The organism is Allorhizobium sp. nf9_anc (assembly GCF_056323085.1).
This window is the reverse complement of record NZ_CM150481.1, coordinates 1,187,259-1,201,334: the sequence shown is the minus strand read 5'-3', so window position 1 is coordinate 1,201,334 and position 14,076 is coordinate 1,187,259. Positions and strand designations below refer to the sequence as shown.

Sequence of the window (14,076 nt, the reverse complement as noted above, 5' to 3'; positions counted from 1 at the left end):
TTTAGAAAACAGACAGGCCGGACACGCAGGTCCGGCCAAGGATCATGGAACAGACGCGTCAGCCGCGCTGGCGCTGCGCGTGTTCGTAGGTTGCCGCCGAACGGGCGCCGGAACGGCAATAGCCGAACATAGGACGCTCGAATTCTTCGAGTGCATCAACCATGTCGGCAACGGCATCGGGTGTCACGCCCATGGGTCCGACGGGCACGTGTTTGATCTTGAGACCTAACTCTTCCGCGCGCTTGGCAACGGCTGCGAATTCCGGCTGCCCGAATTCTTCGCCGTCGGGGCGATGGCAAACGATCGACTTGAAGCCGAGCGCCTTGACCTCGTCGACCTCATCGACCGTGATCTGGCCGCTGACCGAATATTCCTCGTTGATCTGGCGGATGTTCATCGGGGCACCTCGTCAATTTCTTGGGGCCAAACATCTACGACGGGCATCCGTAGGCGTCAATCTCGACAGCCTCGCCGTCCCGCCTCAGACGAAGGAAAACGCGAGCCCGTATTCACGGCTCTCGCCGGGTTCGAGAATGTCGAACTCACCCGCGGCTTCGAGCTCGTTTCGCGAGACCCAGCGATGCGAGACGGGTTCGATGCCGAGGATATGGGCTGGGAGCCTCTGGTTCCGCCAGACCTGCAGATGCGGCAGCGTGTCCGTGCGGAAGCGCACCTTCAGCCGCTTGCCACCGATCCCCTCCAGCGGCCCGAGCCGGAGCTCCGCCCAACCACCATGCCCGGCGGGCACGCAGAAGATCCCGCCGTCTCCGTCGCCGAAGGCCCAGGGCAGACCACCGCCCTCAAGCATGGCCCCTTCGAGCCGCGTGCCGGGATCGAAATGCTTGGCGCCGAGATTGATGTGATACATCAGGAAGGTCGGAAAGGCGGAATCGCCCACATTGACCACCGTGTCGGCAAGCTGCACCTCGCCGCTCTCACCCTTGAGGCGCCACTGACGGCGCAACTGGGCATGTCCGCCCGCCGCAAGCGCAACGTCGACGATGGCCCGCGCCACGAGATCCTCGTCCTCGACCGTCAATTCGATCGAATGCGCCGGATTGGCGGAAAAGGAGCCATGCAGCGGATAGTTTGCATCCTTGCCGGATATCGGCTCCCGGTGGCGGATGTGGTCCGGACCGCAGGTGAAGAGGAAGCCTTCAAGCGAATGATCGATGCGGGGGTCGCCGTCATCGGGAATGGCCCGACCGGGCGCCAGATCAACGCCGTCGACAATGCAGGCGCCGACATCGAAGACGGAGCCTTCGTCGAGAGCCAGACGCGGTCCCTTGGGACCGGAAAACATGATCATGCGAGCGGTTCCTCGGCCTGCTGCTGCGGCGCTCTAAGGTGACCGGTGGAAATCAGATCCTCCAGTCCGACGAGCCCGCTGTCGAGCGAGGAGAGATAGGCGATGTTGACACTGCGCTCAAGCCAGCGCTGGAAGCCGCTTGCTTCGCCAGCCAGTCGCTCGAAACGCTCCTTTCCCCTCTGCGTCAGGGACAAAAGCTCGAAGCGACGGTCGGACCTGTCTCGCTTGCGAAGCAGATAGCCCTTGTCCTCGAGAACCTTCACGGCGCGACTGATCTTGGTTTTGCTCAGACCCGCATAGCCGGAAATCGCCTTGGCAGTGGTCGGCGAACGCTCGCCCAGAGACCAGAGCACCTGCCACTCCGACCAGGACAGTTCATCCTCCGGACCACAGAAGTGCGCAAAGCCGTTATCGACAGTCTCCGCGACCCGGATCAGCCGGAAGGGTAAAAAGTCTTCCAATCTCAGTCGATCCTGCATCTTCCCCCCTTACAGCCGAACCACAAAGCTCTGTTTTAAAGCGTCTCGGCTCTACTGCCCCCACAGTAAGTTAACCCTATATTCACTATGAATTCACCTTTTCCACATTAGTGTCAAATTTCACGCGTTTGTCGCTGGTTCAGACGAGGAAAAACGAATCGTGTTCGATATCAAGAATACTGGCCTGGGATTGGCTGCCTTGACCGCCATATCGCTGACGGCGGCGCTTACCGCCTCGGCGCAATCCGTCTACGACGACCGCAATTCGCACACGCTTCTGATCTCGCCCGAGGGCGATATTCTCGATTTCGTGCCGGAAGTGGGCGAAGTCGTGATCAGCCGCGACCGCATGGGCCGCACCGTTCTCATCGACCGCATGGGCAATCTCGTCGCGACCGAAATTCCCGCCGAGAGCTACTACCCGCCGCAAAACCGGGGCGGCGATCGCGGCCTGCCGGGCGTCTATGACCCTTACGGCCAGCCCCAGCAGCCGGAACCGCGCGGCTGGGACGATGACGTGACCACAGCGTCGATCCCCGATGCGATGCCGGGCGACCAGGTTCCTCTCGATCAGATGCCTCAGGACATGCCCTATGGCGGCCCTGATCTGCCCGCCCCAGCCGACAACGCGCCGGCCCGGATCGTCACCCCGGAAATCCCGGTGAAGAGCAATCTGTCGCGCCTTGAGATCACCGCTCTGCAGGTCTTCCTTGATCGCGAAGGCGTCTCGCCCGGCGTCATCGACGGCAAGATGGGCCAGAACGTCAACAAGGCGATCGTCGCCTGGGAAGAGATGACCGGCGAAACGCTCGACCCGAACAATGCAGACGATATCCTCGAACGCCTGCGCCTCTCCGGCGGCCTCGCAATCAAGAGCTACACGATCACGGCGGGCGACGCAGCCGGCCCGTTCGTCGCCTCGATCCCGGACGACTACGCCCACAAGGCACAGCTGCCCGCCCTGTCCTACACCTCGACCGTCGAAATGCTCGCCGAGCGCTTCCACATGGACGAAGGCTATCTGCGCGAGCTGAACCCCGGCGTCGACTTCTCGATCCCTGGCACGACCATCAAGGTGGTGGAGCCGGGTCCCGTCAAGAAGGGCAATGTCGCACGCATCGTCGCGAACAAGGGTCTGAAACAGGTCTTTGCCTATGGTGAAGACGGCAGCCTGATTGCCGCCTATCCGGCAAGCATCGGCTCGGCCGACACCCCCTCGCCATCGGGCACGGTCACGATCGAGCGCATCGCGCTCGATCCGGGCTACACCTACAATCCGAAGGTCAATTTCCAGCAGGGCAACAACACCAAGGTCCTGTCGATCCCCCCCGGCCCGAACGGCCCAGTGGGCACGGTCTGGCTTGCACTCTCCAAGCCGACCTACGGCATCCACGGCACGCCCGAACCTTCCAAGATCGGCCGCACCCAGAGCCACGGCTGTATCCGACTGACAAACTGGGACGCGACTGAACTGGCCAAGATGGTGAAGGCCGGCGTGACGGTGGAATTTGTCGAGTGACGACACCGAAACGGTCTCGATCAGCGGCTATCTCACGATCTGCCGGCGGGGACAGGCTTCTTTCCAGCCGGTGATCTTCCTTCACGGAAGCTCAAGCGACGAAACCTCGCTCACTGGCTTGGCTGGGCAAGTCGCACCAGCCCATCCCTGCTATTTTCCGAGAGGCCAGGAGAAGGACGACGAGGCGTTCACCTTCTTCCGCCGACGCGCCGACCGGTCGGTCGACACGTCCAATCTGGCGTCGCGAAGCCAGGAACTGGCCTCGCTTCTGATGTCCATCACCGAAAGGCATGAAACCGCACCACTTCTGATCGGGTATTCCAGCGGCGCGGTCACAGCGGCAGCTCTCTTGGTCGACCACCCGCATTTGGTTGCAGGCGCAGTCCTGCTTCGCCCGGAGCCGCCCTATGGAACCCGCGCCGTCGAACCGCTGGGGAGACGTCCGGTGCTGCTGATAGCCGGAAAACAAGATCCGCGACGGCGGCCATCCGATGCTACGAACCTGGCTGAACTGATGAAGTCTGCAGACGCAGAGGTCGAGCTGCATGCTTTGCCCTGCGGGCATGCCATGGAGGCTCGCGACATAGAATTAACCCGCGCCTGGCTGGCCAGACGCGGGTGATGATAGCGGAAGTTAGCTATGGCTTCAGGCGGCTGAACGCACCAGCCGGAACAGACGACGCGGCTCGCTGGAGCGGATAACCTTTACCGGCAGCAGGCGCATGACTTCCGAGGCAAACGACTTGGCGTTTTCCTGGGCCTTGTCGAGATTGCTGATCTTCGCTGCATCCATCGAATACAGCGTGCCACCACAGTCAAAGATTTCGCGATAGGCGCTGCGCTCGGCAATCGGGGTATTGACGACATTGACGCCACGCGCGGCGAGCAGACCCTTGATGGTCAACAGGGCGCGCGTTGTCACCATCGAGGTGACACGGGTGAGGACGACCGAATGCGGAATGACCAGGTTGCCGGCATCTTCCATCAGCTTGATCAGGTCGAGGATCTGGGCGCCGCCCTTGGCATCCATGGCACAGCCCTGAACCGGGATCATCACATGGTCGGAGAGGCCGATTGCCGTTGTGACCATGGCATCGCGCGCACCGGCAAGATCCATGATGATGTAGTCGTTTGTGCGCGACAGCTCGCGGATATGCCCCTGAACCGAAGCAACAGTCACTTCGGAGATCACTTCGATATTGCGCTGCGGACCGGAGATCTCGTGCCACTGGGTGATCCAGCGTTGCGGATCGGCATCCAGAATGGCGACGCGATATCCTTGATGTGCCAGTTCAGTGGCGAGAAGAAGGGCTGCGGTGGTTTTGCCGGCACCGCCCTTGGCATTGGCAAAAGAAATGACTGGCATGCTGCTTCCTTGGGAGGTCGGATCCGAGCGGCTCATCGCTCTTGAGCAGCCAGCATCATCGGCGCCCCATGCAGTGATCATGGGGCAAACATGGTTAACAAAGTGGAAACGGGACACCTGACGCCCTCCCCCATATTGGGGAGAAGCAACGGAAAAACAAAGTATATTCGCGAATAAGAATGCGCAGGTCAGTCGCTACTGAGCCGCGCACAGCTAGGCATCTGCCGACATGCGACGGCGCGACTCGCCCTGCCCTAACATCTGCCAGCAAGGGCTGGACCGATCACCAACGCATGAGCAAGACACGAAAAAGACCCCGCCACACATTGTGACGGGGTCCTCAATGCGATCAGCACGCCCTATTAGAAGCAGTCGGCGAACAGCTTCTTGGTGTTTTCGAGTGTCATCTTGACAGGATTGCCACCAGCGCTCGGATCCTCGATCGCCATCGCCGAGAGCTCGTCGATCCGATCATTGGCAATGCCCATGGCGGTCAGGTTCGCCGGCACATGCAGTTCGGCCCGGAGAGCCAGCACGTAGTCGTAGAAGCCGTCGAAGCCGCCGGCGATACCGAGATAGGCAGCCGCACGCTCGATGCGCTCCTCGATCACATGCCGGTTGAACTTCAGCACTGGCGGCATCACGACCGCATTGGTCATGCCGTGGTGGGTGTTGTAGACGGCGCCGATCGGATGCGACAGCGCGTGGATCGCACCAAGCCCCTTCTGGAAGGCGGTAGCGCCCATGGCGGCTGCCGACATCATGTTGGTGCGGGCCTCGATATCCGTGCCGTCGTGATAGGCGCGCGGCAGGAACTCCTTGACCAGACGCATGCCCTCAAGTGCGATGCCCTGGCTCATCGGGTGATAGAAGGGCGAGGAATAGGCTTCGAGGCAATGGGCGAACGCGTCCATGCCCGTACCGGCCGTGATCATCTTCGGCATGCCGACCGTCAGTTCCGGGTCGCAGATGACGACGCCGGGCAGGAACTTCGGATGGAAGATGATCTTCTTCACATGCGTGACGGAGTTGGTGATGACCGAGGCGCGACCGACTTCCGAACCGGTGCCAGCCGTGGTCGGCACGGCGACGATCGGAGCGATGGCGTCGGAATTGGCACGGGTCCACCAGTCACCGATATCTTCGAAGTCCCAGACCGGCCGCGTCTGGCCAGCCATGAAGGCAACGCACTTGCCAAGATCGAGGCCCGAGCCGCCGCCGAAGGCAACCACGCCGTCATGGCCGCCATCCTTGTAGGCCTTGATGCCGGCCTCAAGGTTCTTCTCATTCGGGTTCGGATCGACATCGGCAAACAGCGCGCGGCCGAGACCCGCCTCTTCCAGGACGTCGAGCGCCGTCTGCGTGATCGCCATCGGTGCGAGGCCCCGATCGGTGATCAACAGCGGCTTCTTCATGCCGAGCGACTTGCATGCGTCCGCCAGTTCCTTGATGCGGCCACGTCCCATCTTGACGGCGGTGGGGTAGCTCCAGTTGGCGACGATGTTCATTTCGTGACTTTCTTCAGGTGATAGGATTTCGGACGGGTGAGGTTCTGGAAGCCGAGCACGGAGAGCGAACCGCCCTTGCCGGTTTCCTTGACGCCGGTCCAGCAGAGCGCCGGGTCGAGATAGTCGGCACGGTTCATGAAGACGGTGCCCGTTTCGATGTCGCGACCGATGCGGGCGGCGCGCTCCGGATCCTGCGTCCAGAGCGAGGCGGTCAGGCCATAGGGGCTGTCATTCATGAGTTCGAGCGCCTGTTCGTCGCTCTTCACCTTCATGATGCCGACAGCAGGACCAAAGGTTTCGTCCTTCATGAAGGCCATGGAGTGATCAACGTTCGTGAGGACCTGCGGCATGATGTAGGCGCCGCCATCATCGGCCGGGAAGAGCTTCGGATCGATCTGCGCCTTGGCACCCTTCGAAACCGCGTCGGCGATCTGCTCGCGCACCACCTTGGCGAAGCGCTTGTTGGCCATCGGGCCAAGCGTCGTTTCCGGATCGAGCGGATTGCCGAGCTTGTAGTTCGACACCCAGGCGACCGACTTCTCGACGAAGGCGTCGTAGAGGCTCTCATGCACATAGATGCGCTCGATGCCGCAGCAGCACTGGCCGGAATTGTAGGTCGCGCCATCCATCAGCGTATCGACGGCGGCATCCAGGTCGGCGTCTTCCATGACGTAACCCGGGTCCTTGCCGCCGAGCTCGAGGCCGAGACCGGCAAAGGTGCCGGCAGCCGCCCGCTCGATCGAACGACCACCTTCGACAGAACCGGTGAAGTTGATGAAGTTGAAATTGCCAGCCGCAATCAGCGCAGATGTCGTGGCGTGGTCGAGGAAGAGGTTGACGAAGACATCATCCGGCACGCCAGCCTCGACAAAAGCCCGCACCATGCGCTCGCCAACGAGAAGCGTCTGCGTCGCATGCTTGATGACGACGGTGTTGCCGGCCATCAGTGCCGGCGCGATCGTGTTGATCGCGGTCATGTAAGGGTAATTCCACGGCGCGATGACGAAGACGACGCCATGCGGCTCGCGCTCGATTCGGCGCTCGAAATTGTTGCTGGCTTCGACGACCAGCGGCGCAAGTGCGTCGGCGGCAATTGCCGCGACATAGTTGGACCGCTCGTTGAAGCCCTTGTATTCGCCGCCGTAACGCACCGGACGGCCCATCATGTGGGCGAGTTCCGGCACGACTTCGTCGGACATCTCGTTGAGGCGGGCAACACCCTTCAGCACGAGCTGCACGCGGTCTTCCAGAGGCCGGCGCGCCCAGGCCTTCTGCGCCTTGCGGGCACGAGCCACGGCCTCGGTCGCCGCTTCCAGCGACATGGCCGGACGTTCCGCGTAAACCGATCCATCGATCGGCGAAATGCATTGGATCATCGTCATGATCGTCTTCCTGTTGTTCTAGAACGAAATGACAGCGGCCGCAGCCGCTGTCCTTGTTTCCACCCTTACGCCGGGGATCGTGGCGGGCTCAAGGCCGCCTTTGGTCACGCGCGCTCGAAGCCGCGCGCAACCTCCCAGTCCGTGATCCGGCGATCATACTCTTCCTGCTCCCACTCCGCAGCACGAACGTAGTGGTCCACCACGTCATCGCCGAAAGCGGCCCGCAGCATGGCCGAGCCACGAAGCGTCTCTGCAGCCGCCCGCAGCGTCCTTGGAATTTCGCGGGCGCCCTGCGCACCATAGGCATCGCCTGAGAATTCCGGCTCCAGCGCCATCTTCTTCTCGATCCCGTCAATACCGGCGGCCAGCAGGGCAGCCATGGCAAGATAGGGGTTGAGGTCGGAGCCGCCGACGCGGCATTCGACGCGGATGCCCTTGCTCGCCTCGCCGCACAAGCGATAGCCGGCGGTGCGGTTGTCCTTCGACCAGATCGCCTTAGTCGGCGCGAAGGTGCCGGCGACGAAGCGCTTGTAGGAATTGATGTAGGGTGCCAGGAAATAGGTGAAGTCGCTGGCATGGGCGAGCAGCCCGGCCATGTAATGCTTCATGGTTTCGGACATGCCGTACTGCCCGTCCTTGTCGAAGAACAGCGGCGTCTTGCCATCGGCAGACCACAGCGACTGGTGGATATGCGACGAGGAGCCGGCGGCGTTGTAATGCCACTTGGCAAGGAAGGTGATGGCCTTGCCCTTCGACCAGGCGATCTCCTTGCAGCCGTTCTTGATGATCACGTGGCGGTCCGCCATGGTGAGCACATCGGCATAGCGGACATTGATTTCTTCCTGCCCGGCAGAAGCCTCGCCTTTGGAATTCTCGACCGGAATACCGGCCCCCTGCAAGCCTTTGCGGATCGCGCGCATCACATCTTCTTCCTTGGTCGTCTGGAAGATGTGGTAGTCCTCGTTGTATCCAGAAACCGGCTTCAGGTCGCGATAGCCCGAAAGCCGCGCCTCGTCATAGGTCTGGTCGAAGAGGAAGAATTCGAGCTCGGTCGCCATGAAGGCCTTCATGCCCATGGCCTCAAGCCGGGCAACCTGCTTCTTCAGGATGGCGCGCGGCGAATGCGGCACTTCGGCATGGGTCGCGTGGTCGAGCATGTCGCAGAGAACCAGCGCCGTGCCTTCGAGCCAGGGGATCCGGCGAAGCGTCGAAAGATCGGGCTTCATCGTATAGTCGCCGTAGCCCTTCTCCCAGCTTGTCGCCTTGTAGCCGGAGACGGTTTCCATCTCCATGTCGGTGGCGAGCAGATAATTGCAGCTATGGGTTTCCTTGTAGGCGCTCTCGACGAAGAATTCGGCCTGAAAGCGCTTGCCCATCAAACGGCCCTGCATGTCCACCTGACACGCCAGAACCGTGTCGATGCGCCCTTCTGCGACGTCTTTTTTCAACTCTTCGAATGTGTAAGTGGTCATCTCGGTGTTCCCAGGGCAGCGCTCGGCTCATGCCGTCTTGTTTTATGAAGGCGACCCGGCCGGAGCCGGATCGCCATGTCGTGTTATCAGCCGTAGCGGTAAGGCTTGCCTGCCTTTTCCATGTCGGCATTGTACTTCTTCAGGATTTCCACGACCTTGCCGGTGCGCGGCGTCTGCTTGGCGACCTCTTCCCAGAAGACATGCGCCGCATCTTCGACCGTCTTCCATTCGGCATCCGGGATGCTGGTGAGTTCGAGACGGCCACCTTCGGCGCGCAGGCGGGCTTCGCCACCCCAGTACCAGTGCAGACGCTTGTAGTGGGAACTATCCATGCACATCTGCCACAGGGTCTGCAGATGCGGCGGCACTTCCTTCCAGCGGTCGGCATTGGCAAAGAACGAACCCGCCCAGCCGCCGGAGACGTTGTTGGTGAGGAAGTACTTGGTGACATCCACCCAGCCCGAGGTGAAGACCTCGGTGATGCCAGACCAAGCAATCGCGTCGATTTCACCGGTCTGCATGGCAACCGGCACATCTTCGAACGGAATGGTGACCGGAACGACGCCGAACTGCGACAGGAACTGACCGGCCGTCGGGAAGGTGAAGACGCGCAGGCCCTTGAGATCATCGAGCTTGGTGATCGGCTTGTTGGTGGCGAAGTTGCACGGATCCCAGGCACCGGCCGACAGCCACTTAACGCCGACTTCCGTATAGGCTTCGTCCCAGATCTCGGCGAGACCGTACTCGTAAAACAGCGTCGGCACGTCGAGGCTGTAGCGCGAGGCAAACGGGAAGTAGCCGCCGAACACCTTGATATCGACCGGCGAGTTCATGGAATCGTCGTCCGACTGGACGGCGTCGATCGTGCCGGCCTGCATGGCGCGGAACAGTTCGCCTGTCGGGACGAGCTGGTCGGCGGTGTAGAGCTGGATTTCCATCTCGCCATTGGCCGCCTTGTTGAAAGCGTCGACGGCCGGGCGGATGACGAATTCGGCAAGTGCCGCACCGGCATAGGTCTGCAGGCGCCAGGTGATCTTGGCATTCTGGGCTTTGACATAAGGTGCTGCCAGAACGGCGGGTGTCGCCATGGCGGCCGTCTTCAGGAATGAACGTCTGCTGTTGGTCATTTCGTTTCCCTCTGTTCTTTGGTTCTCTTGATGCCCGCCATCCCTTAAGGTCCGACGGGTAGTCCTGGTGCCGGGCCCGTTTGCCGGGCCTCTTGTCATTCGAACGCTAGCCTCTGAGATAGATCTGGCTTGGCAGCCAGGTCGCGATCTGCGGGAAGATCATGATGATCACCATGCCGAGCAGCATGATCAGCACGAAGGGCACGACCGACCGGTAGATGTCGATCAGCCGGAAATCGGGCGGCGCCATCGCCTTCATGAGGAAGAGATTGTAGCCGAAGGGCGGCGTCATGTAGGCGATCTGGCAGGTGATCGTGTAGAGCACGCCGTACCAGATCAGCGCGTTGTCGACGCCCAGATCGAGCTTGCCGACCAGCGGGATGTAGAGCGGCGCGACGATGACCAGCATGGCCGTGTCGTCGAGGAAGGCCCCCATCACCAGGAACGACAGCTGCATCATGATCAGGATCTGCCAGGGTGTCAGACCGATATCGTTGACCAGCAGGTTCTCGATCGCCTTCACAGCCCCCAGGCCATCGAAGACGGCGCCAAAACAAAGAGCCGCGAGGATGATCCACATGAACATGCAGGAGATGCCGAGCGTCTGCTCGAGGACCCGGTTCCAGACCGCCTTGGTCAGGCGCCCCTTGTACCAGGCGGCGAAGAGCGCACCCAGCGCACCGACGGCCGAGCTTTCCACTAGGCTGGTAATGCCCATCAGGAAGAGCCCCATCATCAAGAAGAAGATGAGGAACGGCAGGATACCAGCCTGCAGCAGTTTCAGCTTCTCGCGCATCGGCATGTCGCGCTCTTCCTTGGGAAGGGCGGGGCCGAGCGCCGGATTGAGGCGGCAACGGATATAGATGTAGATGCAGAACAGGGTCGCGAGCAGCAGGCCCGGGAAGACACCCGCAAGCCACAGCTGGCTAACCGGCTGGCGCGCGATCATGCCGTAAAGCACAAGCACCACGCTCGGCGGGATCAGGATGCCGAGCGAACTGCCCGCCTGAATGACACCGGAGACCATGATCTTGTCGTAGCCGCGGCGCAGCAGTTCAGGCAGTGCGATTGACGCGCCGATCGCCATGCCCGCAACCGAGAGCCCGTTCATCGCCGAGATCACGACCATCAGTCCGATCGTGCCGATCGCCAGACCTCCCGGCATGCCGCCGAACCAGACATGGAAGGCCTTGTAGAGGTCTTCCGCAATGCCCGATTCCGACAGCATGTAGCCCATGTAGATGAAGAGCGGCAGCGTCAGCAGCGGGTACCACTTCATCAGCTTCATGCCGGCCGAGAAGCCCATCTCGAAGCCACCATTGCCCCAGAGCACGGCAGCCGCGACCACACCGACGAAACCGATGGTCGCAAACACGCGCTGCCCTGTCAGCATCGACATCATCATCGATGAGAACATCAGGAGCGCGATCATTTCATAGCCAAGGTATTCGCTCATGCGAACGGCCTCCCCATCGCGGTGGCAAGGTCCTTGATGAAGATCGAGGTGGCCTGCAGGAAGGTGAGGAAGATACCGATCACCATGACAATCTTGATGGGCGCCATGTAGGGCGACCAGGAGGAGTAGCTGGTTTCACCATACTGCAGTGCATAGGTCGTGCTCGACACGCCACCCCACAGCAGGAAGAAGAGGTAGACGAAGAGCATCATGATGGTGATCACATCCACGATGGCTTTCGTCTTCGGCGACCAGCGGCCGTAGAGCAGATCCATGCGCACATGGCTGTCGAGCTGCAACGAATAGGCGCCACCCAGCAGGTAGTAGCCCGCCATGACGAACTGCGCCATTTCAAGCGTCCAGCTGGCGGGCAGGAACATGGTTTTGGAGATCGACGAGTAGAGCAGGATGCCCATCATGACGAAGATGCCATACATGACGATCCGACCGACGCGGCGATTGAAGGCGTCGACGACGCGCACATAGGTCTGCAGCGCTTGCGGCATCAGTCCACCGCCGCCCCGGACCGCTTCCGCAGTCCTTGTCTCATCCAATGATATGCCGGCATCCGTTCCCTCTTTGATGTCTGGTTTGCCCAGCGGCTGGAAGTATTTATGCGACCCTTTCGAGGGCTCCTGAAATCAAGTCCGCGAGATAGGAGGAGATTGCCTCCACACCCGCAGCGTCGCGCACGATGTCGTTGCGAACCTCGATCATGACATTGGCAAATCCTTGCGGAATGGCGTGCAGACGAAGCGTATGGGTGACGCCGTCTTCCGGGCCATAGGGAGAGTTGCGCTCGACCCTGTAGGGGCCGCCTTGTGCCGACTCCAGCATCGCATCCGCCAATCGGCTATCCGTATCATGCAGGATGCCGATCTCGACCTCCCGAGGCTTGCCGAAATAGACGGGCGTAAAGGTGTGCATGGTCACGACAACAGGCTTCCGTCCCTCTGCCTCAAGGCGCGAGATCTCGGCAGAGATGCGGTCGTGGAAGGGAATGTAGAGGGCAGCCGTGCGGGCATAACGCTCCGCCACACTCAGCGCCCGATTGCCGGGGATCTCGAAAATCTCGCTCTTTTCCGGCATGGCCGCCGGCGATTCCGGCGGACGGTTGCAGTCGTAGATCAGCCGCGAGAAGCGCTGATGCACCAGCACCGCATCGAGAGCCTCCGAGACCTTCCGCGCAATCGCAAGAGCGCCCGGATCCCAGGCGATATGGCTGGACAAGGCCTCCGGTGACAGACCAAGGTCGCCCGCAGATTTTGGCAGCACGGAAGACGCGTGTTCGCAGACGATGACAACACCACTGGCGCCCATCGCATTTTCCAATGCAACGACCTCACCTTCTGACGATGTCAGGATCCCCGACCTCAAGAGCATGCTGGCAGTCCCCCGGGCTCGTTGGCCCAATTTATTTTCGAAGAGAATTCTTCACGGTTAAGCGTCTGTCAATCCGCTACTGAAAAATTCTCTTCAAGGGGCGGTTGACTCAATTGTGACAGCGAGGCTTAATCCTGAAAAAGCTGGCGATAGATCGGCTTGAGGGGAGTCAATCGGTCCTTGATGAATGCGTCGACGACGGTGTCGGACGTGATCCATGCCCATTTCGATGGGCTGACGCGTGCCGAACGACAGCTGGCAGAAAGCCTGCTGCAGAACTACCCCGTCTCCGGGCTGGGTAGCATTACGACCGTTGCCGAGAACGCCGGTGTATCGACGCCGACCGTCGCCCGCATGGTTCAGAAGCTCGGCTACAAGGGCTATCCCGAATTCCAGGCCCATCTGCATCAGGAACTCGAGGCAACGATCTCCAATCCGATCGCCAAGCACGATCGCTGGGCGGCCAATGCCCCCAACCGACATATTCTCAACCGCTTTGCCGAAGCCGTCATGGCCAATCTGCGCAACTCGCTCGGAGAACTGCGCACGGCCACTTTCGATGAAGCAGCCCGCCTCATCGGCGACCGCAATCGCAGCGTCTATTTCGTCGGTGGACGCATCACCGGGGCGCTTGCCGAATACTTCTTCACCCATATGCAGGTCATCCGACCGCGCACGACGCTGATGTCGTCGAACGCCAGTTCATGGCCGCAGCACGTCCTGAACATGCAGGACGGCGACGTTCTCGTGATCTTCGACATCAGGAGATACGAGGCGGATCTCACCACCCTGGCCGAGGTCGCGCGCGCCAACGGCGTGCAGATCATCGTCTTCACGGACCAGTGGATGTCGCCGGTGGCACAGCATGCCCGCCACTGTTTCAAACTACATATCGAGGCCCCGTCGGCATGGGACAGCTGCGTCGTGACGCTGTTTGTTGTCGAAGCCCTGATCGAAGCCGTTCAGAGCTCGTCCTGGGACGAGACGCGTGAACGCATGAATACGCTTGAAGGACTTTTCGAGCAGGCTCGCCTGTTTCGAAAGCCCCGATGAGCTGGACAGACCGAAACGGAGG

Annotated in this window: 14 protein-coding genes; 3 read left to right on the top strand and 11 right to left on the bottom strand. The window is 61.0% G+C overall.

The window, feature by feature from the left end:
* Nucleotides 1–58 precede the first annotated feature (58 nt).
* The 3 genes from AC02Y0_RS05545 to AC02Y0_RS05535 form a co-directional block, all read right to left on the bottom strand.
* Nucleotides 59–397 (bottom strand): protein tyrosine phosphatase family protein, encoded by a 339-nt coding sequence (locus AC02Y0_RS05545; protein ID WP_476382915.1) that lies wholly within the window; start codon nucleotides 395–397, stop codon nucleotides 59–61.
* An 84-nt stretch (nucleotides 398–481) separates the two neighbouring features.
* Nucleotides 482–1,309 carry a DUF4432 family protein gene (locus AC02Y0_RS05540; protein WP_476382914.1) on the bottom strand — a complete coding sequence of 276 codons (828 nt, stop codon included), beginning with the start codon at nucleotides 1,307–1,309 and terminating at the stop codon, nucleotides 482–484.
* Nucleotides 1,306–1,788, bottom strand: a complete 483-nt coding sequence (locus AC02Y0_RS05535) for a MarR family winged helix-turn-helix transcriptional regulator (protein WP_476382913.1) — start codon at nucleotides 1,786–1,788, stop codon at nucleotides 1,306–1,308. Before AC02Y0_RS05535 ends, AC02Y0_RS05540 begins: the two co-directional genes overlap by 4 nt.
* 160 nt (nucleotides 1,789–1,948) lie before the next feature.
* Between AC02Y0_RS05535 and AC02Y0_RS05530 the strand changes: the two genes are divergently transcribed.
* Nucleotides 1,949–3,307 (top strand): L,D-transpeptidase, encoded by a 1,359-nt coding sequence (locus AC02Y0_RS05530; RefSeq protein ID WP_476382912.1) that lies wholly within the window; start codon nucleotides 1,949–1,951, stop codon nucleotides 3,305–3,307.
* Nucleotides 3,297–3,929 carry an alpha/beta hydrolase gene (locus AC02Y0_RS05525; protein ID WP_476382911.1) on the top strand — a complete coding sequence of 211 codons (633 nt, stop codon included), beginning with the start codon at nucleotides 3,297–3,299 and terminating at the stop codon, nucleotides 3,927–3,929. The genes AC02Y0_RS05530 and AC02Y0_RS05525 overlap by 11 nt, the downstream gene beginning before the upstream one ends.
* A 24-nt stretch (nucleotides 3,930–3,953) precedes the next feature.
* Here the strand turns inward: AC02Y0_RS05525 and AC02Y0_RS05520 are convergent, their stop codons facing one another.
* The 8 genes from AC02Y0_RS05520 to AC02Y0_RS05485 all read right to left on the bottom strand — a co-directional run bounded on the left by AC02Y0_RS05520 (nucleotide 3,954) and on the right by AC02Y0_RS05485 (nucleotide 13,001).
* Nucleotides 3,954–4,673: an AAA family ATPase gene (locus AC02Y0_RS05520; protein ID WP_444559131.1), complete on the bottom strand. Its 720-nt coding sequence runs from the start codon at nucleotides 4,671–4,673 to the stop codon at nucleotides 3,954–3,956.
* A 362-nt stretch (nucleotides 4,674–5,035) separates the two neighbouring features.
* A complete protein-coding gene (locus AC02Y0_RS05515) occupies nucleotides 5,036–6,181 on the bottom strand; it encodes an iron-containing alcohol dehydrogenase (RefSeq protein ID WP_476382910.1) in 1,146 nt (381 codons plus the stop codon).
* Entirely contained in the window at nucleotides 6,178–7,563 is a 1,386-nt protein-coding gene (locus tag AC02Y0_RS05510) for an aldehyde dehydrogenase family protein (RefSeq protein WP_476382909.1), read from the bottom strand. The genes AC02Y0_RS05515 and AC02Y0_RS05510 overlap by 4 nt, the downstream gene beginning before the upstream one ends.
* 104 nt (nucleotides 7,564–7,667) lie before the next feature.
* A complete protein-coding gene (locus AC02Y0_RS05505; protein WP_476382908.1) occupies nucleotides 7,668–9,035 on the bottom strand; it encodes a glutamine synthetase family protein in 1,368 nt (455 codons plus the stop codon).
* An 86-nt stretch (nucleotides 9,036–9,121) separates the two neighbouring features.
* Nucleotides 9,122–10,162 carry a TRAP transporter substrate-binding protein gene (locus tag AC02Y0_RS05500; RefSeq protein WP_444559135.1) on the bottom strand — a complete coding sequence of 347 codons (1,041 nt, stop codon included), beginning with the start codon at nucleotides 10,160–10,162 and terminating at the stop codon, nucleotides 9,122–9,124.
* Between the two features lie 106 nt (nucleotides 10,163–10,268).
* Nucleotides 10,269–11,618, bottom strand: a complete 1,350-nt coding sequence (locus tag AC02Y0_RS05495; RefSeq protein ID WP_476382907.1) for a TRAP transporter large permease — start codon at nucleotides 11,616–11,618, stop codon at nucleotides 10,269–10,271.
* Nucleotides 11,615–12,124 (bottom strand): TRAP transporter small permease subunit, encoded by a 510-nt coding sequence (locus AC02Y0_RS05490; protein WP_444559137.1) that lies wholly within the window; start codon nucleotides 12,122–12,124, stop codon nucleotides 11,615–11,617. The genes AC02Y0_RS05495 and AC02Y0_RS05490 overlap by 4 nt, the downstream gene beginning before the upstream one ends.
* 106 nt (nucleotides 12,125–12,230) lie before the next feature.
* Nucleotides 12,231–13,001: an N-formylglutamate amidohydrolase gene (locus AC02Y0_RS05485; RefSeq protein ID WP_476382906.1), complete on the bottom strand. Its 771-nt coding sequence runs from the start codon at nucleotides 12,999–13,001 to the stop codon at nucleotides 12,231–12,233.
* A gap of 183 nt (nucleotides 13,002–13,184) precedes the next feature.
* Here AC02Y0_RS05485 and AC02Y0_RS05480 point away from each other — a divergent pair, with 183 nt between their 5' ends.
* Nucleotides 13,185–14,054, top strand: coding sequence for a MurR/RpiR family transcriptional regulator (locus tag AC02Y0_RS05480; RefSeq protein ID WP_476382905.1), 870 nt, complete (start codon nucleotides 13,185–13,187; stop codon nucleotides 14,052–14,054).
* Nucleotides 14,055–14,076: the final 22 nt, after the last annotated feature.

What these genes read in the sequence shown, in the direction of transcription:
- AC02Y0_RS05545 (WP_476382915.1), bottom strand. Translation starts at nt 397, where the DNA reads ATGAACATCCGCCAGATCAACGAGGAATATTCGGTCAGCGGCCAGATC.
- AC02Y0_RS05535 (WP_476382913.1), bottom strand. Translation starts at nt 1,788, where the DNA reads ATGCAGGATCGACTGAGATTGGAAGACTTTTTACCCTTCCGGCTGATC.
- AC02Y0_RS05495 (WP_476382907.1), bottom strand. Translation starts at nt 11,618, where the DNA reads ATGAGCGAATACCTTGGCTATGAAATGATCGCGCTCCTGATGTTCTCA.
- AC02Y0_RS05540 (WP_476382914.1), bottom strand. Translation starts at nt 1,309, where the DNA reads ATGATCATGTTTTCCGGTCCCAAGGGACCGCGTCTGGCTCTCGACGAA.
- AC02Y0_RS05505 (WP_476382908.1), bottom strand. Translation starts at nt 9,035, where the DNA reads ATGACCACTTACACATTCGAAGAGTTGAAAAAAGACGTCGCAGAAGGG.
- AC02Y0_RS05510 (WP_476382909.1), bottom strand. Translation starts at nt 7,563, where the DNA reads ATGACGATGATCCAATGCATTTCGCCGATCGATGGATCGGTTTACGCG.
- AC02Y0_RS05480 (WP_476382905.1), top strand. Translation starts at nt 13,185, where the DNA reads ATGAATGCGTCGACGACGGTGTCGGACGTGATCCATGCCCATTTCGAT.
- AC02Y0_RS05485 (WP_476382906.1), bottom strand. Translation starts at nt 13,001, where the DNA reads ATGCTCTTGAGGTCGGGGATCCTGACATCGTCAGAAGGTGAGGTCGTT.
- AC02Y0_RS05520 (WP_444559131.1), bottom strand. Translation starts at nt 4,673, where the DNA reads ATGCCAGTCATTTCTTTTGCCAATGCCAAGGGCGGTGCCGGCAAAACC.
- AC02Y0_RS05490 (WP_444559137.1), bottom strand. Translation starts at nt 12,124, where the DNA reads ATGCCGCAAGCGCTGCAGACCTATGTGCGCGTCGTCGACGCCTTCAAT.
- AC02Y0_RS05500 (WP_444559135.1), bottom strand. Translation starts at nt 10,162, where the DNA reads ATGACCAACAGCAGACGTTCATTCCTGAAGACGGCCGCCATGGCGACA.
- AC02Y0_RS05515 (WP_476382910.1), bottom strand. Translation starts at nt 6,181, where the DNA reads ATGAACATCGTCGCCAACTGGAGCTACCCCACCGCCGTCAAGATGGGA.